The organism is Mangrovibrevibacter kandeliae, assembly GCF_024519155.1.
Lineage (GTDB): Bacteria > Pseudomonadota > Alphaproteobacteria > Rhizobiales > Rhizobiaceae > Mangrovibrevibacter > Mangrovibrevibacter kandeliae.
The window spans coordinates 492004-512407 of record NZ_JANIFJ010000001.1; the positions used below are offsets into that span (position 1 = coordinate 492004).

Genomic DNA, 20404 nt, shown 5'->3' on the forward strand with positions numbered 1-20404 from the left:
AGGGTCAACAGCCGTGCCGTTCGCCCTACTCCTTGCCGAACAGCTTCTTCAGCATGTCGGCCATCGGGCCCTTTTCGGGGATCTTCACCTGCGGGACGCCCGAACGGGCCTGGCGGATGTGGCTCTGGCCCTTTGTCGCGCCGCCGCCCGGGGCACCCGCGCGCATGGCTGCGCCGCCGGCCGAGCCTTTGGCCGAACTCGGCTCCTCGGAGCCGGTCGTCGCGAGCGTGACGCGGTTGAGGAACTGCGCGTCCTCGCCCTTCACCACCAGTTCGAACTGCCCCGCGACCGCCTCGAGAAGGTCGTCGAGCCAGGGCCGGTCGACCTTGGCGAAGTCGCCGAGCACGTGCGGATTGACGGCTTCCTTGGTGCCGGGATGGCCGATGCCGAGGCGCAGGCGCCGATAGTCGCGTCCGAGATGCGCGTCGATGGACTTCAGGCCGTTGTGGCCGCCATGACCGCCGCCGGTCTTGATCCGGACCTTGCCGGGCGGCAGGTCGAGCTCGTCGTGGACGACGACGACGTCCTTCGGCTCGAGCTTGAAGAAGCGGACGGCCTCGCCGACAGACTCGCCGGAGACGTTCATGAAGGTCAGCGGCTTCAGCAGCAGGACCTTCTCGCCACCGATCTGGCCTTCGGCGATCTCGCCCTTGAACTTGCGCGCCCACGGCGAGAAGCCGTGGCGGCGGGCGATCGCATCGACCGCCATGAAGCCGATATTGTGCCGGTTGCCAGCATACTGGGGGCCGGGATTGCCCAATCCTGCGACGATGAGCATGTCCCGGCCTCCGGTGTCGTTGCGTGCGCCGATGGCGACTTACGCTTCGGTCTCGCCCTCGTCGCCGGCCTCGTCGCTCTCGGAGGCTTCGGACATGCCCGCCGCCGTGCCGGCGATGGTGGCGATGGTGAAGTCGCGGTCGGTGATCGCAAAGCTCACGCCGGCCGGCAGCTTGACCGCCGACGCGTGGATCGAGTCACCGATGTCGGTGTCGGTGAGGTCGACCGTGATGAACTCGGGGATCGCGGTCGCCGGGCAATGCACCTCGACCTCGTGGCGCACGATGTTCAGCGTGCCGCCGCGCTTGAGGCCCGGGGAGGCATCCTGCTTCTCGAAGTGCACCGGCACCTCGACCGACACCGAGGTGCCTTCGCCGACGCGCAGGAAATCGACATGGATGAGGAAGTCGCGGACCGGGTCGAGCTGATAATCCTTCGGCAGGACCTTGATGGTCTCACCGGCGAGCTCGATCTCGGCGACGTTCGTCATGAACCCGCCGGCGTGCAGACGCAGGAAGGTTTCCTTGTAGGGGATGGCGATCGAGAGCGGCGGCTGCTTGCCGCCGTAGATCACCGCAGGGATCATGCCGTTGCGGCGGAGATGTCTGGCGGCCCCCTTGCCGACCGTCTCGCGCGCCTCGGCCTTGACCGTGAAGGTCTGAGACATGGCTGTCGTCCTTTATCGTAACGGAGAGTCGCAGCCGGGGCCGAAGTGGTCCGGAAACGACGAAAAGCGGCCTCGGCCGCTTTCCTCCGCGTTGCCTCCAAGGGTGTCTACGCGGATCGCGGGCTTATAGCGGCAGCGGAAGGGGAGGGCAAGCGCGACGGGCGCACCCGGATCGCCGCGGGAGTCAGCGCGGCGGCAGCGCGAGAACAAAGTCGGCGATGGCCTCGCTCGCGTCGATCTGCCGGCTGGTGCGGCGCAGGAAGCGGGTGGCGCGGCGCCGGTCGCCGGGCCAGGCATGGCCGCCGCCTTCCACCTTCAGCACCGTCACGCCGCCCCCAGGCGGGCAGCCGGTATAGGACGTGCGGACGACGTGGGTGATGTCCCCCGGAGCGACGGGCGGCAGCGGCTCGTCCGCGGCGGGCTCGCCGCAGCCATTGTGCCGTGCCCAGAAGGCGGCGCTGTCATCCACCGGCAGCACGGTCCCACCGACGCCACGCCCGCCGAGCTGGCGCACCGCGCCGCCGTCGTACGGCATGATGCGATCGGCGGTGCCGTCGATCTGCAGCACGGCGACCGGCTGCGGCGGGCGGCAACCGGCTTCGATGTCGGCCGGCAGGGTGCCGGCGACGGCCGCAATGGCGAAGATGCGCTCCGAGAGCTGGCAGGCGAGACGGTGTGCGAAGAGCGCGCCGTTGGAGAGGCCTGCGGCGTAGATTCGAGCCGCGTCGACGGGCTCGGTCGTCTCGATCCGGTCGAGCAGCGCGGACACGAAGCCGACGTCGTCCTGCGGGTGGGGGATCGTCGTGCGGCCATCGTTCCAGCCGCGATCGATGCCGTCGGGATAGAGGACGATGAAGCCGCGCCGGTCGGCGATCTCGTCGAAGCCGCTCAGCCGCTGCATCCGCTCGCCGGTGCCGCCCCGGCCGTGGAACACGAGGAGCACCGGGAACCCCGCCTTCGGTGGCGGTCGATCCGGAACGTGCAGGCGGTAGGAGCGCTGGATGCCGGCAATGGTCAGCGTCGCCGTCGCGTCCGCCGAGGCGGGAGCGGCGCAGAGCGCGCCTGCCACGAGCGCCGCGCAGGCGAACACGATGGAACGGATGCGATCGGCGGAGAACAACATCGCCGTCGGGCTCCAAGCTGAAGGCGGATCGTCTCGGCTTGGTGATCGCCGAAAGCGGCGGCGCTGTGGCGCCGCCAAGCGATCGGCCCGGCAGCAGTTGCGGAGCGGTCGTCTCGACGTGCCGCGACCAGGGCACTCAGGCCGCGTGGGCGCCTTCCCGCCGGTCCTGCACGGTCAACCAGACGGCGGAGACGAGGAAGTAGAAGGCGCCGAAGGCGGCGTAGGGCGCGACGTCCGTCACGCCGGGCATGCCGGCTGTGGCGGCGCGCGCGACGAACAGGCAACCGGCGATGGCCGACTGCCCGCCGCTGAGGATCATGGCCCATTGCGCCCCGAAGCGCTTCCAGCGCCGTACGCCCGTGACGAGCTGGAACAGTCCGGACAGGGAGGCCCAGACGCCGAAGACGCCGAGGACGGCGTTCATGCTCCAGCCCAGAGCCACCGCGATCGCGACCGTGGTGACGATGCTGACGATGAGGTTCAGCCGCTGGCTGCCGTTGCGCGCGAGGCCGCCGCTCTGACGCGCGTCGAGGTAGTTGGCGACAGCGTCCCAGGCCGGGTAGGCGACAAGCAGTGCGGCGGCCACGGCGGGATCGGCATGGCCGACCGAAAAGGCCGCCGCCACCCACGCGACGGAGACGGCGGCTCGGATGAAATAGTAGCTCTTGAGCCAGCTGCGGCCGGCGGATGATGGTTGAGCGAATGCGTCGGGACATCGGGATATCTCCAGGTAAGTAACTACCTACTAGAAGGTAGAGAACGCAGCCGAAAGTGGGCATCGGCAATTCTTTTGACGCCTCGCTTCAACGTGAAGTGTCTGCCGTTCAGTTTCCGGAAGCCGTGATCCGGGCTACCCGCTGATCCGTCCGGGGCGACCGGCTGCCGCACGCTGGTGTTGTTTGGCGCGCGCCGGCTTCATTGCTGCCACTGCAGTGCCTGCGGGGCGCGTGGCGTTCAGTCCCGGCGTGAAAGACGATCGAGGAGTGGCGCCGTGATCACGCCGAAGACCTCTGGCGTTCCATAGGCTCGCGCCGAGAGCATCGCGCCGTGCACGGTCGCCATCACGATCTCGCCTTCGGCGACGGGGTCGGCGGCGTCGAGAACGCCCTCACGTCCGCCCCGCGCGATGACTGCGGAGAGCCAGTCGGCGAGGCCCCGGAAGTGGGCCCGCACCTCCCGGGCGACACCTTCGGGCAGCCGGGGCAACTCGCTCGCCAGCTGGGCGCAGACGCAGAACGGCGGATCGCTCCGAGCAATGCAGGCCTGCCAGTAGCTGACATAGCTGCCGAGGAGCTCTGCCGGACCGGCGATCTGACTTTCGAGGGACTCGAGCGCCGCCCGCGTCTCCGCGCGGTACCGCGCGACGAGAGCCTCGACCAGATCGGCCTTGGCCGGGAAATGGTGATGGATGCTGGCCTTGCGGATGCCGACGACCGCGGCGATGTCGGCATAGCTGAAGCCGTTGTACCCGCCGGCGACGACGAGATCGCGGGCGCTGGCAAGGATGGCGTCGGCGGTGCTGGAGGGACTGCTCACCCCGCTTGCCTACCTACAGGTAGGTGCAGATGCAAGCCCGATCTCGCCTCAGTCGAAGAGGCTCGACACCGACTCTTCCGACGCAGTGCGGGCAATCGCTTCGCCGAGGAGGTTGGCGGTGGTGATGACACGGATGTTGGGCGCGCTGGAGACGGCCGTCGTCGGCTGGATCGAGTCGCTGATCACCAGCTCCTCCAGCCGCGAGTTGGTGATGCGGGCCACCGCGCCGCCGGACAGGACGCCGTGGGTGATATAGGCGCGCACGCTGCGCGCGCCCTTGGCGAGGAGGGCGTCGGCAGCGTTGCAGAGCGTGCCGCCGGAATCGACGATATCGTCGATCAGAATGCAGTTGCGCCCGTCGACGTCGCCGATGACGTTCATCACCTCCGACTCACCCGGCCGCTCGCGCCGCTTGTCCACGATGGCGAGCTGCGAATCGAGCCGCTTGGCGAGCGAGCGGGCGCGCACCACGCCGCCGACGTCGGGCGAAACGATCATCAGGTTCGACAGGTCCTGATGTTCCTTGAGGTCGCGCGCCATCAGCGGGATCGAGAACAGGTTGTCGGTTGGGATGTCGAAGAAGCCCTGGATCTGCCCGGCATGCAGGTCGAGCGTCATCACGCGGTTGGCGCCGGCCTCGGTGATCAGGTTGGCGACCAGCTTGGCCGAGATCGGCGTGCGGCCGCCGGCCTTGCGGTCTTGGCGGGCATAGCCGAAGTAGGGGATCACGGCGGTGACGCGCCTGGCCGACGCGCGGCGCAGCGCGTCGATCATGATCAGAAGCTCCATCAGGTGATCGTTCGCCGGATAGGAGGTCGACTGGATGACGAAGACGTCTTCGCCGCGCACGTTCTCCTGGATCTCCAGGAAGATCTCCTGGTCGGCGAAACGCTTCACCGAGGCCTGCCCGAGGGGCAGCTCCAGATATCTGGCGATCGCCTCGGCCAGCACGCGATTGGAGTTTCCGACAAAGAGTTTCATCGCGTCTCGCTCACGGGGAAGGTCGATCGGGCAGCGGCCGTCACGGCTGGGCTCTTAGCAATATGACAAAAAGATTCAAGCGATCCTCGGGTGTTTCCCGGCACGTGCCTAACGCGCTCTGTGCGCCTTTCATCCGGTGCGAGCCGAGGTGAGACCGCCGACCTGCCGCAGCGTTGCGGCGGCGATCGATGCAAGCGTGGAGTCGCTGACGAGCGACCACGGATCGGCCGCCGTCCCCGCGACGCGCTCCTGCCCCTGGATGCGATGCACCCGCTCGTCCCGCGGATCGAGCACGTCCCAGACATAGATGACGACCGTGTTCGATCCCTCGGACACAGCCGAGAAGTAGCCCTTCAGCCGCAGCGGGGGCGTCGGCGCGGTCGAGGGCAGGATCGCAACCCCGTTCGCTCCGGCATTGGCGGCGAGCGCACGCGAGAGCGCGGCCACCTTTTCCGGCGGGGCGCCGATCACCGGCAGAAACTGCACCTCGGCCCGGGCGGCGGCGCCGGGTGCGGTCTCGGCCAGGGCTCCGGTCGCGCCCGGCGCCGCGGCGGCCGCAACGGAGGATGCCGAAGCGCCGCTTCCGGCGATCGCGGCGCGCGGCTTGACGCCAAGACCGGGATCCGTGCTCGTGCAGCCGCAGAGACCGACAAGGACAAGACCGCCGACGGCGAGCAGCAGGCGTGAAGCGGTCGACGGCATGTGCGGCTCCCTGGACCGGTTCGACGAAGGTTGAGGGGGCTGACTAGCCCGGCAGGCAAAACGAAAGCTTAACGGCGCCTCGTCAGGCGACGACCGGAAGATCCAGCGGCAGGCGCGACAGCGGCTCGGGGTCGCCGTCCGTGGTGAGGTAGGTGCGGCCGAGCGTCATGGCGGTGTCGGTGTCGGAGTCCATGATGATCATGTGCGCGAACAGCGTCATGTTCGGCAGGATCGGCTCGGCATTGCCCGACATGAACATCGGCCGGTCCATCCAGGACGGGGCGTAGGTGGCGCCGAGCGAATAGCCGCAGGCGCTCAGCCGGTGCCGCACGAGATCGTGCTTTTCCATGACGGCGGCATGGGCGTCGAAGACGTCCCCGAAGGTGTGCTCCGGCCGCATCATGGCTTCGACCGCGTCGAGCGCCTCGCGGGCCGCGGCGTAAAGCTCCTCCTGACGCATCAGGGGTTTGCCGATGACGACGGTGCGCATGAGGGCGGCGTGGTACTGTGCCTTCACCCCCGCCCATTCGAGCGTCAGCTGGTCGGTCTCGTCGAGTGCGCGCCGGCCCGACTTGTAGCGGCACAGCAGCGCCTCGCGGCCGGAGCCGATGATGAAGGGGTTCGCCGGGTAGTCGCCGCCCGCCGCCAGGATGCTGCCCTGCAGGGCATGCAGGATGGCGGCCTCGTCCGCGCCTGGCTTGATCAAGGGCATCGCGGCGTCGAAGGCGTCGTCGGCGAGGCTGGCGGCTTGGCGGACGTAGTCGATCTCGGCCGGCGACTTCACCACGCGCAGCTTCGGCACGAGGTCGGAGGCGTCGCGCAGCGTGGCGAACGACCCGAGCCGCTCCTCGAGCTGCTTGCCCGCAGCCGCAGTCAGCCCATGGGTCGCCCATTCGACCCCGATGCGGGCGCCGAGCAGGCCCATGTCGTCGAGCATGTCGCGCAGGTCGATCGCCGGGTCGGCTGCGCCCCGGTCGCGCCACAGGACGATCGTGTCGATGATCGAAGTCTGCCGGGCCTGCCTGAGGTCGGCGGAGCGGGTGAGCAGGCGCATCTCGCCATCGGCCTTCACCACGAGGCACTGGAAGAAGACGAAGCCGAAGGAATCGTAGCCGCTCAGCCAGTACATCGACTCCTGCGCAAACAGGAGCATCGCGTCGAGCTTGCGCTCGGTCATCTCCAGCATCAACCGGTCGCGCCGGGCGGCGAATTCGTCACGCGTGAAGTGGAGCATTTTCAGCTCTCCAGGATGATCGCGGAGAGCTGGCGGCCGTAATCGGGCTCGCTGCGATGCGTCGTCCGCCGATAGGAATAGAAGTGGCCTTCGTTCGCGTAGGTGCAGGCGCCGACGAAGCCGGCCGCGACGCCCGAGCGGCCGAGCCGGGCGACGATGTAGCCCGGGAGATCGAACTGGCGCTTGTCGGATGCGTGGCCGGGCGCGAAGAAGCGGGCCGCCTCCGGCTCAGCCGCGCCGATGCGCTCGGCCATGTCGGCGCCGACCTCGTAGTTCGGCTGGGTGATGGTCGGGCCGAGGATGGCGGTGATGCCCGAGCGCGATGCACCGAGCGACACCATGGCGTCGAGGGTCGCCTCCAGCACGCCGCCGGTGGCCCCGCGCCAGCCGGCATGCGCCGCGCCGATCACCCGTGCTTCGGGATCGGCGAACAGGACAGGGCCGCAGTCGGCGGTGACGACGCCGACGGCAAGGCCGGGCGTCGCGGTGACGACGGCATCGACCTTCGGCCGCGCGCCGGCGGCAAAGGGTTCGGTGACGGCGATCGCTTCAGCCGAATGGACCTGCCAGGGCGTCGCCAGCCGCTCCGCATCGGAGCCAAGGAAGGCGAGAGCTCGGTGGCGGTTTTCGGCCACCGCGTCAGGTTCATCCTGGGAGCCGATGCCGGTGTTGAGGCCGGCATAGAGGCCAGTCGAAATGCCGCCGCGCCGGGTGAAGAAGCCATGCCGGATGCCGGGAAAGGCCAGGGCGTCGGCCGTCACGACATCGGCCTCGGTCAGCGACGGATAGGGGGTCGGGCTCGGGTCGGACATTGCGCGGGATCGTGGTTGAGGGGCGAGGGGAAGTCAATCGGCCTGTGACGGCGCGAAGGGTGGCAGCGCGAGCGGCGCAGAGGCGACGGCGAGGACCTTGAAGAGCCGGCCCATCTGCCCGGGGCCGGTGCCGGCGAGCCGTTCGACGGCGGCCGTGATGACCGCGCGGGCCGCCGCGCTCCCATCGGCGCCGAGCGCGCCGGCGCGCTCCAGGAGACCAAGCGCCAGAAGCGTGTCGCCCTGTTCAGCGACCGCGGAGACCGTGAGCCGCGCCGCTTCGAACCTCGCCGCCAGGCGGGCGAAGTCGACGTGGCTGGTGATGTCGATCTCGCCCGGGCGCGTCAGCGGGTCGGCATAAGCGTGGCCGCCGATCGCCTGCAGGGTGTCGCCGAATTCCGTGAGGGCATGACCGTAGTCGAAGAACAGGGCAGCCCCGCCGTCGCGCGCGAGCCGGGCTGCGAGATGGCCGGCAAGCGCTTCGCGCTCGGGCGAGACCTCGAGTACCGCCCCGGCGGCCGGCGGCGGCAGACGCGCCATGAGGTCGCCCGGCGGCTGGAGCGCCTGCGGGCAGAGCACGAAGGAGAGGCGGCCGCCTGCGCTGGCATCGATGCAGCGCTCACGCCAGGCGGTGCCGTCGAACACGAACTGCCGGATGGCGACGGCGTCGAACAGCTCGTTGCCGACGAGGAGCAATGGGCCCGGCTCGACGTCTTCCAGCCGGCGCAGGCGCCGGACCGGAAGGTCGAAGGGCGCCAGCGTCTCGGCCTGCAGCGCCGCCAGCCTGTCGCTGACCTCCACGAGGCGGATGCGGGCAGCCCGCAGAAGATCGGGAGCCACCCGTCGCAGCGTCCGCAGAATGTCGGCCATGAGCGTGCCGCGCCCGGGACCGATCTCGGCGAGCGTGACCGAGGCTGGGGTCCCGAGCCCGCGCCAGGCGGCGATCAGCCAGACGGCGACGAGTTCGCCGAAGATCTGACTGATGTCCGGCGCGGTGACGAAGTCGCCGCTCCGCCCGAACGGCATCTGGCGGCTGTAGTAACCGTGCTCGCGGTCGAACAGCGCGAGGTTCCAGAAGCGGTCGAGCCGCATCGGCCCGTCGCGCCGGATGGCCTCGGCGATGCGCCGGCCGAGAGGCGTCATTCGGCTGCCGGCGCGGCGCCCGGCTCGAGCCGCGGAGCATACGTACGCTCGCGCGCCGTCAGGAGGCCCCATGCGGCGACGAAGAGCATCGGCACCGACAGGACCATGCCCATCGTCAGCCAGCCGCCATAGAGATAGCCGAGCTGGACGTCCGGCATGCGGAAGAACTCGACGAAGATGCGCGAACACGCATAGAAGCCGAGGAAGGCGCTGCCGACGAAGCGCGGCTTGCGCAGCATCTTGAAGTGATGGGTGAGGAGCCGCAGGAGGAGAAACAGCGCGATCCCCTCCAGTCCGGCCTCGTAGAGCTGGCTCGGATGGCGCGGCACGTCGCCGCCGGTCGGGAACACCATCGCCCAGGGCACGTCGGACGGGGCGCCCCACAGCTCCCCGTTGATGAAGTTGGCGATGCGGCCGAAGAACAGCCCGAACGGCACGACGGCGGCGACCACGTCGATCAGGCTGAACAGGGGCAGTCGACGCGAACGGGTGAACAGGATCAGCGCGAGGACGACGCCGACGAGGCCGCCATGGAAGGACATGCCGCCCTCCCAGATCGCGAAGGCCGCGAGCGGATCCTCCAGATAGCGGCCGAAGTCGTAGAACAGGATCGAGCCGAGCCGGCCACCGACGACGATCCCGAGCGTCACCCAGAGGATGAAGTCGTCGATGTCGGTCTTGCTGATCGGCGAGACGCCGTTTGCCCAGAGCCGCGGGTTGCCCGCCAGGCTGCGGGCATAGAGCCAGCCGCACAGGATGCCCGCGACATAGGCGAGCCCGTACCAGTGCAGCCTCACGGGCCCGAGCTGGAGGAGCACCGGATCGATGTTGGGATAGCTCAGGATCGCCATCAGGGAGAGGCTGGACATGCCGTTCGTCGCTCCGTCCGAGGGATCGCCGCCGCGGCCTTCGGCGGGCGCGCGGACTCTTGGCCCCCGCCCGTGCAGGCGTCAAGCACCGCCGGCGGCATTGCCAAGCACCCGCTGTGGACATACCTCCTCTCCACGACGGCGAGCACCGCCCGAGCCAGCGCCCCGTGCGGATCCGCCGCGGCGGCCACAGATACGGAGTGACGCATGAGCAGCAACCGGGCCCCGAACCGACTTCTGGACGAGTTCGCGCGGATGATGACCGACGCGGCCGGCGCTGCGCAGGGCGTGCGGCGGGAGATGGAGACCGCCTTCCGTGCCCAGGGCGAGCGCCTGCTGAACCAACTCGACCTCGTGCAGCGCGAGGAGTTCGAGGCGGTGCGCGAGATGGCGGTGAAGGCCCGCGTCGAGAACGAGGCGCTGAAGAAGCGCCTGAGCGAGCTCGAAGCCCGGATGCAGGCCGCGTCCCCTACCGCCTGACGGGCTTTTCCACAGGCGCTCCACCGGGTTTTCAACAGCCGAGGCGCCCGAGGGCGAAGACGAATGTCGTTGCGCCGGAGTCGGTTAGCGGGCCTTGCCCAGAAGCCGCCACATCCGGCGCGACGTGAAGTTCTTAATAAATTCCTTTCACCACTTAGCTCGCAGACTCCCCTTCGATACATTGATTCATAAGGGTGATTCGTCGGCGGCGGCGACACGGCCCGAAGCGGATGCAGGACCTGCGCCACGTCGTGCGGGTCGATGCCGGATGCGGCCGGCGGCATCCGCCCATCAGGCGGAAACGAGGAGTGGCGAAATGAATCTGGGAGAGGTCGGGGTCGAGCGCGACTCCAATCCCGTCGATCTGATCGAGGTGGTGGCATCGGCCCGCGACTGGTCGTTCGAACGATCCGGCGACGACGAGATCGCGGTGTCGGTCGCCGGCGTCTGGACGAGCTATCAGGTCTCCTTCTCCTGGCTGGAGGACTACGAGGCGCTGCATCTCGGCTGCGCCTTCGACATGAAGATCCCGGCGCATCGCGAGGCCGAGGTTCTCAAGCTCCTGTCGCGCATCAACGAGCAACTCCTGATCGGCCATTTCGATCTGTGGCCGCAGGAGGGCGCCGTGATGTTCCGGCACGCGCTGCTCCTGTCCGGCGGTGCCGAACCGACGAGCCAGCAGGCCGAGCAGCTCCTGACTTGCGCGCTCGAGTGCTGCGAGCGGTACTATCAGGCGTTCCAGTTCGTCGTCTGGGCGAACAAGGATGCCGAGGAGGCGCTGGCCTGCGCGGTGTTCGAGACGGTGGGCCACGCATGAGCGCGTTGCGCATCCTGCTTCTCGGCGGCGGCAACATGGGCGGTGCGCTCGCCCGGGGCTGGTTCGCGGGCGGCGGCGAGGCGCTGGACGTGACGCTCGTCGATCCGAAGCTCGGCGATGCGATCCGGCCGCTCGTCGAGGCTGGCTCGGTGCGCCATGCACAGGCGGTTCCTGCAGAGACGGCCGACGTCGTGGTCGTCGCGGTGAAGCCGCAGATGATGGATGCGGCGCTGCCGGCGCTGAAGCCGGCCATCGGATCCTCCACCCTGGTTGTCTCCATCGCGGCAGGCACACCGATTGCCGCCATCGAGCGGCATCTCGGCGAGGTGGCGGTGGTGCGAGCGATGCCGAACACCCCGGCGCTGATCGGCCGCGGCATCACCGGCTGCTTCGGCAATGCGCGCGTCGGCGAAGCCGAGCAGGCGGTGACCGAGCAGTTGCTCGCCGGCTGCGGGCCGGTCGAGTGGGTCGGCAGCGAGGCGCTGATCGACGCGGTCACCGCGGTCTCGGGCAGCGGGCCGGCCTATGTCTTCTACCTGACCGAGGCGCTGGCGGAGGCCGGAGCCGCCGCAGGGCTCGACCCGGACCTGGCGATGCGCCTTGCGCGGGCGACCGTGTCCGGCGCCGGCGAGCTGATGCGCCAGTCGGACGAGACGCCGGCACGGCTGCGCCAGAACGTCACTTCGCCGAACGGCACGACGGCGGCGGCGCTCGGCGTGCTGAGGGCGGCGGAGGGTGGGCTTGCTCCGCTGATGCGCGAGGCGGTGGCGGCGGCCAAGCGCCGGGCGGAAGAGCTGTCGCAGGGCTAAGCTGAGCGGGGGGCGGGATGGGCGCGGCGAGCGGAGAACGGGCGGCCGAGATCGGCTTCGACGAGTTCATGAAGGTCGACATCCGGGTCGGCACGGTGGTGTCCGCCGAGCCCTTTCCGGAGGCGCGCAAGCCGGCGATCAGGCTCGCGATCGATTTCGGCGACCCGATCGGGATCAGGAAGTCCTCGGCGCAGATCACCGTGCACTACCGGCCGGAGGATCTCGTCGGCCGTCAGGTGGTGGCGGTGGTCAATTTCCCGCCGCGCCAGATCGGCCCGATGATGTCCGAGGTCCTGACGCTCGGCGTGCCGGACGCCAACGGCGCCGTGGTGCTGCTGCAGCCGAGCCTCGCGGTCCCGAACGGCGGGCGGATGTTCTGAGCCTGAGACGGATTAGTGATGTCCTGAAGCGCGGTGACTCCGACCGCGCCGTCTACCCTTACGCCGGGATCCGAACCATCGCGCGCAGGCCGCCGAGATCGCTGGTCGACAGCAGGATGTCACCGCCGTGGCTGCGAGCGATGTCGCGGGCGATGGCGAGCCCCAGCCCGGTGCCGCCGGCATCGATGTTGCGCGCCGGGTCGAGGCGCACGAAGGGCTTGAAGACCTCCTCGCGCTGCTCCGGCGCGATTCCCGGCCCGTCATCCTCGACGCTGACGGTCAGCCAGCGCCCCTCGTGCCGGGCGGTCAGGCGGACGCGCTCGGCGTGGCGCAGGGCGTTGGAGACGAGGTTGGTCAGGAGCCGGATGAAGGAGTCCGGCCGAACCATCAGCCGCGGATCGCCGACGATGTCGGTGTCGAGCCGCTTGTCTTTCAGGCGTGCTTCGCCACGGAACTTGGCGAAGACCGGCTCGAGGTCGAGCTCGCCGACATCCTCTCCCGACTCCCCGCGCGCGAAGGCGAGGTAGCCCTCCAGCATCCGCTGCATCTCGTCGACGTCCTGGTTCAGCTCCTCGCGATCCTCCACGTCGCCGATCAGGGCGAGCTGCAGCCGGAAGCGGGTGAGAACCGTGCGCAGGTCATGGCTGACGCCGGTGAGCATGGCGGTGCGCTGCTCCATCTGCCGCTCGATGCGGTCGCGCATCTGAATGAAGGCAAGCGAGGCCCGGCGCACTTCGGAAGCGCCGCGCGGCCTGAAATCCTGCGGCATCGGCTGGCCGCGCCCGAACCCTTCGGCGGCTTCCGCGAGCGTCTGGATGGGGCGGATCTGATTGCGCAGGAAGAGGATGGCGATCAGCAGGAGCACGAGCGCGGTGCCGACCATCCAGACGAGGAAGATGTGGGTGTTGGAGGCATAGGCCGAATTGCGGCGGGCGAAGACGCGCAGGATTCCCCGCTGAAGCTGGATGCGGATCTCGACGATGCGCGAGTTGCCGACCGTGTCGATCCAGAAGGGCCGGTTGATCTGCTTGGTGATCTCTTCCGACAGGATGCCGTCGAGGATGTTGAAGAACGGCTTGGCGGCGGGCGCCGGCAGGGGCTCGGGCGGCAGGATGGCGATGTTGAGATCGAGCTTGTCGCGGGCGATGCGCACGATCTGCGCGTAATCGGCGTCCTGCGGATAGGTGTCGATGACGTCGATGACCGCGGCGATGTCCTGCACGACGGCGTTCGACAGGCGCTGGGTCACCATCTGCCAGTGCCGCTCCATGAAGACGCCGGCGACGACCGACTGCAGGAGCACCATCGGCGCGATGATGATGATCAGCGACCGCGGATACAGGCCTTTCGGCATGTAGCGGGCGAACCAGCGCGGAATGTGCCGCAGCGGGCCGCGCCACGGGTCGATCCGGGGCAGGCGGCGCGGCGCGCGGGTGCGGATCAGGTCGACCAGCGCCATGCCGCACGTCCTCCGTCAGTCGGTGTTGAGGCGGTAGCCGATGCCCCGCACGGTCTGCAGCCACAGCGGGTTGGCCGGGTCCGGCTCGATCTTGCGGCGCAGGCGGTTGATCTGCACGTCGACCGTCCGCTCGCCGACCTCCGCCTCGTCGCCGAGGAGATCGAGCCGCTGGATCGTCTCGCCCGCCTTCTCGGCGAACTGGACCATGATCTCCTGCTCGCGTTCGGTCAGGCGGATGATGTCCGGCCCGCGCTTCAGCTCCTTGCGCGACAGCGAGAAGGTGAAGGGGCCGAAGCGCACGTGCTCGAGCTTCTGGATCGGCGCGGGGACGCCGCGCTTCAGGACGTTGGTGATGCGCAGGAGGAGCTCGCGCGGATCGAAGGGCTTGGCGAGATAGTCGTCGGCGCCTGCCTCGAGGCCGGAGATGCGATCCTCGGTTTCCGAGCGGGCGGTCAGCATCAGGATCGGGATTTCGCGCTTGCCGTTCATCGTGCGCACGAGATCCAGGCCGCTTTCGCCCGGCATCATCACGTCGACCACCATGAGGTCGAAATCGAGGCCGCAGAGGATCTTGCGGGCCTCGGCCGCGTCGGCCGCAACCGATACCCGAAAACCCTGCTCGCTCAGAAAGCGCGACAGGAGGCTGCGGATGCGCCGGTCGTCGTCGACCACCAGCAGATGCGGCGCGTCGTCGCCGGGCGAGGCGCGCCGCGCCACGCCGTTATCGGGATCCGCCACTCGCGCCTCCGTTGATGCCCTGCCGCATGAACCAGTCGCGGGCGGACTTGCGGTCGTGCGCCATGCGGTAGAGAAAGCCGGCGACGTCCCGCGCGTCCTCGCAGTCGGCGGTCAATGCGGCATCGATGCGGCGGACCTGCGCCCGCGACAGTTCGAGAGTCAAGCGACGCCCGGCTTCGGTCGGGTAGAGCCGCCGCTGGCGGCGATCGGTCTCGCCCGCGACCTGGCAGACGAAATCACTCTCCACCAGCTGCCTCAGCACCCGCGCCAGGGACTGCTTGGTGATGCGCAGGAGATCCAGCAATTCAGCGATGGTCATGCCGGGATTGCGATTGACGAAGTGCAACACCCGATGATGCGCCCGTCCGAACCCGTAGCGCTCCAGGATCGAATCCGCGTCGGCGGTGAACTCGCGATAGGCGAAGAACAGGAGTTCGATCATCCTGAAGTCGAGGTCGCCTCGCGTCGGCAGGGCGTCGCGGACGATGCGGTCGGCACAGTCAGTGACGAGGTCGAGGTCTTCGGCGGAATGATCCATGAAAAAGGTCAGCACTGTTGACGTATCTCTCTCCCATTGTTACACCACTGCCGGGCCGATGGAACACAATTGGCAGCTATCGGCCCGCCCCTGCAGACGAGTGAAGGCACGAGGCCGGTGCGCCGCCCCGCGATCCGCGACTGTCGAGGCCGACACTGCCGAAGAGGATCGACCTCCGGCGATCGACATCGCGGCGGGTCGGCACACGAGAGGGAGCGCGCCGAAGGCGTGGAGACGAGATGACGTCAGTGCCGTTTGATCAACGCGACGGGCAGATCTGGATCAATGGCGACTTCGTGCCGTGGAAGGAGGCCAAGATCCACGTGCTGACCCACGGCCTGCACTACGCCAGCGCCGTGTTCGAGGGCGAGCGCGCCTATGGCGGCGAAATCTTCAAGCTGCGCGAGCACACCGAGCGGCTCGTCGAATCCGGCCGGCTGCTCGGCTTCCAGATCCCCTACAGCGCCGAGGCGATCGACGCGGCCTGTGTCGAACTGCTCGCGCGGCAGGGCTTCAGCGACGCCTATGTCCGGCCGATTGCCTGGCGCGGCAGCGAGTCGCTCGGCGTGTCGGCGCAGCAGAACCGGATCAACCTCGCCATCGCGATCTGGCAGTGGCCGAGCTATTTCGACCCGGAGCAGCGGATGAAGGGCATCCGGCTCGACATGGCCGAGTATCGCCGGCCCGATCCGCGCACCGCGCCCTCCAAGGCCAAGGCGACGGGCCTCTACATGATCTGCACGATCTCCAAGCATGCGGCCGAGGCCAAGGGCTATGCCGACGCGCTGATGCTCGACTGGCGCGGCCACGTCGCCGAGGCGACGGGCGCGAACGTCTTCTTCGTCAAGGATGGCGTGATCCATACGCCGAACGCCGACTGCTTCCTCAACGGCATCACCCGTCGCACGGTCATCGACCTCGCCAGGCGGCGCGGCTACGAGGTGCGGGAGCGCACGATCCTGCCGGAGGAACTGTCCGGCTTCTCGGAGTGCTTCCTGACCGGTACGGCTGCCGAGGTGACCCCCGTTTCGGAGATCGGCGAGTACCGCTTCACGCCGGGCGACATCAGCCGCCAGCTCGTCTCGGACTATGCCGACGCGGTGCAGCCGAGGCGCGCGGCAGCCGAGTGAGGCGCGAGGAGGGCCGACCGTGGGACAGCTGACGGCCGAGATCGTTCCGGTCACGCCCTTCCAGCAGAATTGCTGCCTGTTGTTCGATGACGAAACTCGTGTCGGCGTGGTGGTCGATCCGGGCGGCGACGTCGACCGGATCGTCGCGGCCATCGATCGTCTCGGTCTGTCGATCGAGGCGATCTGGCTGACGCATGGCCATATCGACCATGCCGGCGGCGCGATGGCCCTGAAGCAGGCGCTCGGCGGTGTGGCGATCATCGGGCCGCACCAGGCCGACAGGATGCTGCTCGAGCGGATCGAGGAGCAGGCCAAGATGTTCGGCGTCCCCGGCACGTATGCCAATGCGACGCCGGACCGCTGGCTCGAAGAGGGGGACGAACTCGGCTTCGGCTCGCATCGCTTCACCGTCCTGCACTGCCCCGGGCATTCGCCGGGCCATGTGGTCTTCGTCGATCCCGACGCACGCTTCGTGCATGTCGGCGACGTGCTCTTTGCCGGATCGGTCGGCCGCACCGATCTGCCGGGTGGCGACCATGCCGCGCTGATCGCCTCGATCAAGATGAAGCTGCTGCCGCTCGGCGACGACTACGGCTTCATCTGCGGCCACGGACCGGGCGGCCGGCTGGGGGAGGAACGCCGCAGCAATCCCTTCCTCGTTGGCGCATCGTCGGCATAAGGCTCTGGCGGCGCGCGGCTGAGACGGACTTCGCTTTCCGATGCCGTGCCGACGGCGGGGCCGCGCCGCAACGCCCGGCTCAATCGTTTGCGGTGAGCCGGTAGTGCGGTCCGATGCGGATCAGCTTAGCCGGGCCGGCCTCGATGATCTCGATGCCGTCGGGCGCAACGGGCCGCCGATCGATGCGGCTCGCCGACACGTCGATGACCTTCATCTGGGGCAGCGCACGCGGCTGCGGCCTCGGCTCGTAGCCCGGGCCACCGCCAGAGACGCCCCCCGGATCGACGCCGACGATGGCAATGCCTCCGAGACCCGAGGGGTAGCCGGTTCCGACGTCGAGGTACCGCTCGTCACCGCCATCCCGGTGGTGGCGGCGCTCGAAATGCCGGTGACCGCGATCCTCGTCCCAGTCGTACACGTGGGGCGCGCTGATGCCATAGGTCGCATGGCCGCCGGCGCGACCGACCTGCGTCCCGCGACGCCGCTGCCCGTCGCTGTGGCCGGCCTGCCAGCGGTCGCCGCCGTGGCTGCCACTCCATATGGCGGACCGGCCTCGGTGCGGATCCTGCGCGTGGCTCACGCCGGGAGCGAGGGTGAGCGTGCCGGCGAGGATCGCCAGAACCAAGAGGCTTCGATCGTCAGGGCGCGAGGTCGGGCAGCGCATGGGCTTCGTCCTTCTGTTAACCCGATGTTAACGCAGGACGACAGCCACGACCAGATCGATGATCCTCGAATCGATCGTCAGTTCGACAAAGCGCCCGGCAGCACGCGGCGCCGAGTGTGGCCGGAGGCGCCTCGGCGCTCTAAGACGCGAACTGCAGGTTCACCGCCTTCGGGCCTTTCCCGCGCCGATCCGGTTCGGTGTCGAAGGCGATCTTCTGGTTCTCGGTCAGGCCCGGCAGACCGGAGGCCTGAACCGCAGAGATGTGCACGAAGACATCCGGACCGCCGTCATCCGGCTTGATGAAGCCGAAACCCTTTTCCGTGTTGAAGAACTTCACGATACCAGTCTGGGCCATGCACGTGCTTCCCTGTCGCATCATCGGCTGCGCCAGCCAGCGTGGACAAGCGGCGCCTGGCAAGCGGCGACCGGCCTCGCCGGATGAGGCGGCGGGCTTGCGTTCCGCCGTGCTGCTCCAGGCCGACCGGACGCAGTTTTGCCGATACCTCGATTCAATGCTATCGCGCCGAACGCAATGCAAGTGAAACTTTCTATTCTCCTTCCCCTGCGGCAGGGTCGAAGGGGGCGGCAGGCCGGGCGCGCATGACCATTCTCGTCACCGGGTTCTCCGCCTTTCCCGGAGCGCCCATCAATCCGACGGCGGACCTCGCGGCAAGCTTCGACGGCGGCTCGACCGCAGGGGGCGAGGCCGTCCGTGGCGTGGTTCTTCCGGTGGAATGGGAGGGCTCGTGGCCGCGTCTGCGCGCCGCGATCGAGGCGAGTGCGCCGCGCGTGGTCCTGATGTTCGCCCTGCAGGCCGGCCTGACCGGGCTCCGCGTCGAGCTGACGGCGCGCAACCGACGCGAGCTCGGGCGTCCAGACGCCGTCGGTGCATTTCCATCAGGCCCGGCGGTGGCCGACGGTCCCGAGCGCTTTGCGGTTCGACTTCCCCTCACGGATGCCGCAACGGCGCTGCGAGCCGCAAGGGAGCCGTTCGACTGGTCCGGCGATGCCGGCCGGTATCTCGGCAACGACACCTTCTACAAGCTCGCCATGAACGCCGACCGGCTCGCCGTGGAACGCTTCGGCTTCCTGCACGTGCCGCTCACGGACGATCTCGTCGACGCCTGGAATACCGCCGGCGTGCTGCCGTCGCCCTGCACGACGCTTGCGGCGGATCGCCTGCGCAGCGCTGCCCGCGCCTTGATCGAAGTTCTGTAGGACGGGCGCGCAGGAAGGCCCGAGGTCGCTACGGCGGCGCCCGCGCCACACCTGCTGCCGGCCACGGAACGCGCCGCTCCCGGGGCAGTTTTCCTCTACGATCGCCCATAGGCGAAAATTCGCGAGGATATATCCGTGAGAGCCCTGTTCCTTCTGCCGCTGGTGCTGATCGGCACCGCACCGGCCATCGCCCAGACCCGTGTACCTGCAACGCAAAAGGTCGCTCCGACCGATCCCGCGCTCCCCGGCGTCGGGACCGCGACGCAGCCCGACACCGAAACCGACGCCGCCCGCGGGCCAGGCGGGCTTCAGAACGGGGTCGGTGCGGTCGGCACGCTGGCGCCCGACACGTCGAGTTCCAACCCTGTCCCTTTCGAGCCGACCAGTGACGGCGACTCCGGCATCGGCGTCCCGATCTCCGAACCGCCGGCTCCGGTCCGCTGACCGGGATCTCCGGCAGGGGTTGCACGGGACGCCTCAACTTCGGGTTCACAAATTTGTTGCTCGGCTAACGCAACCCTTCGCGTCCTAGCCCCGTTGTCTGCCCGAACCCGTCACGCAACTGACACCATGACAAGGAGAATGATCATGAAGAAGCTTCTGACCGCGACGGCACTCGTTGCCTTCATCGCTGCCCCGGCGTTCGCCCAGTCGCAGACCACGACCGATGCTGCTGCGACCAACTCGCAGATCGTTCCGGGCGCGACCTCTTCCGACGATGCCGCCCAGACCGGCAAGAGCTACACCTCCGCTCCGAACACGGATGTCGACAACGATACCACGTCGGCGCTGCCGAAGATCCCGGGCGCTTCGACCACCGAGGAGGCGAACTCCAACACGCTCTCGAGCGGCTCGACCGACCCGCAGATGATGAACACGCCGTCGCAGGGCGACGTCCCGGGTCAGAACCCGAAGTGATATCGGGCTACCGATCCGATGCGAGGCCGTCTGCCGCAAGGCAGGCGGCCTTTTTGTTGACGTCAGCTGCTCAGGACCCTATCCAACCGATAATGCGCAAAAAGACGTTTGCGACGCGCCGACTGCTCTCTCTGACCGTGCTCATCGTCCTGTCGATGACGGGAAGCGTTTGGGCGGAGGCGGTGAGTTGGGTTCGTGGGGCGAGTTCCGACGCCACCATGGATCGCGGGCAGCGTTTCGTGTGCAAGGGATCGGGGTGCCCGCAAGGCGGGCTGACCTGCCTTTACGCAGTTGCGCCGCCGCGGCCGCCCGGCTCCCGGCGGCTCGACCTCAAGGCGCTGCTCGATCCCGACATCATGGATTGGCCGAGCGTCCAGGGGTGGGCGCAGGCGAAGCTCACGATGATTCGCCCTGAACTCGCGGCGGATCCGATCCTCGGCGGCGGTCGCTGGACCTTGAGCGACGATGCCCGCGCGATCAATGCGCAGGGTCGTGCTTTCGTCCTGAAGCCGTTCACCTTCCGTGCCTCGCGCGCGGCGTTCTCGGTGCCGGTCTATCTGTGGGCGGTGGACGGACGCCTGCACGTCGCCCTCTGCGTCGCGCGCTATGAGGCGGCGGACGCCGTCCAGCCCGTCGTTGCGCCGCTTCTGGCCGAGCTCAATCCCGCGCCGCCGGAGGCCTCGCCGACGCCCTGAGCCTTCGGACCAGACCGCGCGGACGGCTGGACAAGTGG

At 68.6% G+C, this 20404-nt stretch carries 26 protein-coding genes; 10 read left to right on the forward strand and 16 right to left on the reverse strand.

Going from position 1 to position 20404, the window contains the following annotated elements:
* Window positions 1-25 precede the first annotated feature (25 nt).
* The 11 genes from pth to lgt all read right to left on the reverse strand — a co-directional run bounded on the left by pth (window position 26) and on the right by lgt (window position 9841).
* A complete protein-coding gene (gene pth / locus NPA30_RS02325; RefSeq protein WP_256800717.1) occupies window positions 26-778 on the reverse strand; it encodes an aminoacyl-tRNA hydrolase in 753 nt (250 codons plus the stop codon).
* 39 nt (window positions 779-817) lie between these two features.
* Complete coding sequence (locus NPA30_RS02330; protein WP_256800718.1) at window positions 818-1444, reverse strand: 50S ribosomal protein L25/general stress protein Ctc; 627 nt, start codon at window positions 1442-1444, stop codon at window positions 818-820.
* Between the two features lie 184 nt (window positions 1445-1628).
* Window positions 1629-2567, reverse strand: coding sequence for an alpha/beta hydrolase family esterase (locus tag NPA30_RS02335; protein ID WP_256800720.1), 939 nt, complete (start codon window positions 2565-2567; stop codon window positions 1629-1631).
* Window positions 2568-2703: 136 nt separating this feature from the next.
* Window positions 2704-3291 carry a DUF308 domain-containing protein gene (locus NPA30_RS02340; protein WP_256801537.1) on the reverse strand — a complete coding sequence of 196 codons (588 nt, stop codon included), beginning with the start codon at window positions 3289-3291 and terminating at the stop codon, window positions 2704-2706.
* Window positions 3292-3521: 230 nt separating this feature from the next.
* Entirely contained in the window at window positions 3522-4103 is a 582-nt protein-coding gene (locus tag NPA30_RS02345; RefSeq protein ID WP_256800721.1) for a TetR/AcrR family transcriptional regulator, read from the reverse strand.
* Window positions 4104-4151: 48 nt separating this feature from the next.
* Window positions 4152-5084, reverse strand: a complete 933-nt coding sequence (locus NPA30_RS02350) for a ribose-phosphate pyrophosphokinase (RefSeq protein ID WP_256800723.1) — start codon at window positions 5082-5084, stop codon at window positions 4152-4154.
* A 129-nt stretch (window positions 5085-5213) separates the two neighbouring features.
* Complete coding sequence (locus tag NPA30_RS02355; RefSeq protein WP_256800724.1) at window positions 5214-5786, reverse strand: hypothetical protein; 573 nt, start codon at window positions 5784-5786, stop codon at window positions 5214-5216.
* Between the two features lie 82 nt (window positions 5787-5868).
* Complete coding sequence (locus NPA30_RS02360; protein ID WP_256800725.1) at window positions 5869-7020, reverse strand: M24 family metallopeptidase; 1152 nt, start codon at window positions 7018-7020, stop codon at window positions 5869-5871.
* A 2-nt stretch (window positions 7021-7022) separates the two neighbouring features.
* Window positions 7023-7832 carry a peptidoglycan editing factor PgeF gene (gene pgeF / locus NPA30_RS02365; protein ID WP_256800726.1) on the reverse strand — a complete coding sequence of 270 codons (810 nt, stop codon included), beginning with the start codon at window positions 7830-7832 and terminating at the stop codon, window positions 7023-7025.
* Between the two features lie 33 nt (window positions 7833-7865).
* On the reverse strand, window positions 7866-8972 hold the full coding sequence (locus tag NPA30_RS02370; RefSeq protein WP_256800727.1) for a class I SAM-dependent methyltransferase: 1107 nt from the start codon (window positions 8970-8972) through the stop codon (window positions 7866-7868).
* Window positions 8969-9841, reverse strand: coding sequence for a prolipoprotein diacylglyceryl transferase (gene lgt / locus NPA30_RS02375; protein ID WP_256800728.1), 873 nt, complete (start codon window positions 9839-9841; stop codon window positions 8969-8971). Before lgt ends, NPA30_RS02370 begins: the two co-directional genes overlap by 4 nt.
* A gap of 207 nt (window positions 9842-10048) precedes the next feature.
* On the opposite strand from lgt, the gene NPA30_RS02380 reads away from it, so the two are divergent.
* The 4 genes from NPA30_RS02380 to NPA30_RS02395 all read left to right on the forward strand — a co-directional run bounded on the left by NPA30_RS02380 (window position 10049) and on the right by NPA30_RS02395 (window position 12327).
* On the forward strand, window positions 10049-10321 hold the full coding sequence (locus NPA30_RS02380; protein ID WP_256800729.1) for an accessory factor UbiK family protein: 273 nt from the start codon (window positions 10049-10051) through the stop codon (window positions 10319-10321).
* Window positions 10322-10637: 316 nt separating this feature from the next.
* On the forward strand, window positions 10638-11138 hold the full coding sequence (locus NPA30_RS02385) for a type III secretion system chaperone family protein (RefSeq protein WP_256800730.1): 501 nt from the start codon (window positions 10638-10640) through the stop codon (window positions 11136-11138).
* Window positions 11135-11947, forward strand: coding sequence for a pyrroline-5-carboxylate reductase (proC, locus tag NPA30_RS02390; RefSeq protein ID WP_256800731.1), 813 nt, complete (start codon window positions 11135-11137; stop codon window positions 11945-11947). Before NPA30_RS02385 ends, proC begins: the two co-directional genes overlap by 4 nt.
* 17 nt (window positions 11948-11964) lie before the next feature.
* Window positions 11965-12327, forward strand: a complete 363-nt coding sequence (locus NPA30_RS02395) for a tRNA-binding protein (protein ID WP_256800732.1) — start codon at window positions 11965-11967, stop codon at window positions 12325-12327.
* Window positions 12328-12385: 58 nt separating this feature from the next.
* Here NPA30_RS02395 and NPA30_RS02400 read toward each other — a convergent pair whose 3' ends face one another.
* From NPA30_RS02400 to NPA30_RS02410, 3 genes are read right to left on the reverse strand one after another with little or no spacing between them, the layout of a single operon-like run.
* Window positions 12386-13786, reverse strand: coding sequence for an ATP-binding protein (locus NPA30_RS02400; protein ID WP_372338728.1), 1401 nt, complete (start codon window positions 13784-13786; stop codon window positions 12386-12388).
* A 15-nt stretch (window positions 13787-13801) separates the two neighbouring features.
* Window positions 13802-14524 carry a response regulator gene (locus NPA30_RS02405; RefSeq protein ID WP_256800733.1) on the reverse strand — a complete coding sequence of 241 codons (723 nt, stop codon included), beginning with the start codon at window positions 14522-14524 and terminating at the stop codon, window positions 13802-13804.
* Entirely contained in the window at window positions 14508-15062 is a 555-nt protein-coding gene (locus NPA30_RS02410) for a MarR family winged helix-turn-helix transcriptional regulator (protein WP_372338729.1), read from the reverse strand. The genes NPA30_RS02405 and NPA30_RS02410 overlap by 17 nt, the downstream gene beginning before the upstream one ends.
* Window positions 15063-15301: 239 nt before the next feature.
* On the opposite strand from NPA30_RS02410, the gene NPA30_RS02415 reads away from it, so the two are divergent.
* Both NPA30_RS02415 and NPA30_RS02420 read left to right on the forward strand, forming a co-directional pair.
* A complete protein-coding gene (locus NPA30_RS02415; protein WP_256800735.1) occupies window positions 15302-16192 on the forward strand; it encodes a branched-chain amino acid aminotransferase in 891 nt (296 codons plus the stop codon).
* Window positions 16193-16211: 19 nt separating this feature from the next.
* Window positions 16212-16871: an MBL fold metallo-hydrolase gene (locus NPA30_RS02420; protein WP_320109187.1), complete on the forward strand. Its 660-nt coding sequence runs from the start codon at window positions 16212-16214 to the stop codon at window positions 16869-16871.
* A 79-nt stretch (window positions 16872-16950) separates the two neighbouring features.
* Here the strand turns inward: NPA30_RS02420 and NPA30_RS02425 are convergent, their stop codons facing one another.
* Together NPA30_RS02425 and NPA30_RS02430 are read right to left on the reverse strand one after the other, a co-directional pair.
* The gene (locus NPA30_RS02425) at window positions 16951-17535 is read right to left on the reverse strand and encodes a hypothetical protein (RefSeq protein ID WP_256800736.1); all 585 of its coding nucleotides are present in this window, start codon (window positions 17533-17535) and stop codon (window positions 16951-16953) included.
* Window positions 17536-17674: 139 nt separating this feature from the next.
* Window positions 17675-17890, reverse strand: a complete 216-nt coding sequence (locus NPA30_RS02430) for a cold-shock protein (RefSeq protein WP_256800737.1) — start codon at window positions 17888-17890, stop codon at window positions 17675-17677.
* A 245-nt stretch (window positions 17891-18135) separates the two neighbouring features.
* On the opposite strand from NPA30_RS02430, the gene NPA30_RS02435 reads away from it, so the two are divergent.
* From NPA30_RS02435 to NPA30_RS02450, 4 genes are all read left to right on the forward strand, one after another.
* Complete coding sequence (locus NPA30_RS02435; RefSeq protein WP_256800738.1) at window positions 18136-18753, forward strand: pyroglutamyl-peptidase I family protein; 618 nt, start codon at window positions 18136-18138, stop codon at window positions 18751-18753.
* Window positions 18754-18888: 135 nt separating this feature from the next.
* Window positions 18889-19197: a hypothetical protein gene (locus tag NPA30_RS02440; protein ID WP_256800739.1), complete on the forward strand. Its 309-nt coding sequence runs from the start codon at window positions 18889-18891 to the stop codon at window positions 19195-19197.
* A 144-nt stretch (window positions 19198-19341) separates the two neighbouring features.
* Window positions 19342-19671 (forward strand): hypothetical protein, encoded by a 330-nt coding sequence (locus NPA30_RS02445; protein WP_256800740.1) that lies wholly within the window; start codon window positions 19342-19344, stop codon window positions 19669-19671.
* 92 nt (window positions 19672-19763) lie between these two features.
* Window positions 19764-20366 (forward strand): hypothetical protein, encoded by a 603-nt coding sequence (locus NPA30_RS02450; protein ID WP_256800742.1) that lies wholly within the window; start codon window positions 19764-19766, stop codon window positions 20364-20366.
* Window positions 20367-20404 lie beyond the last annotated feature (38 nt).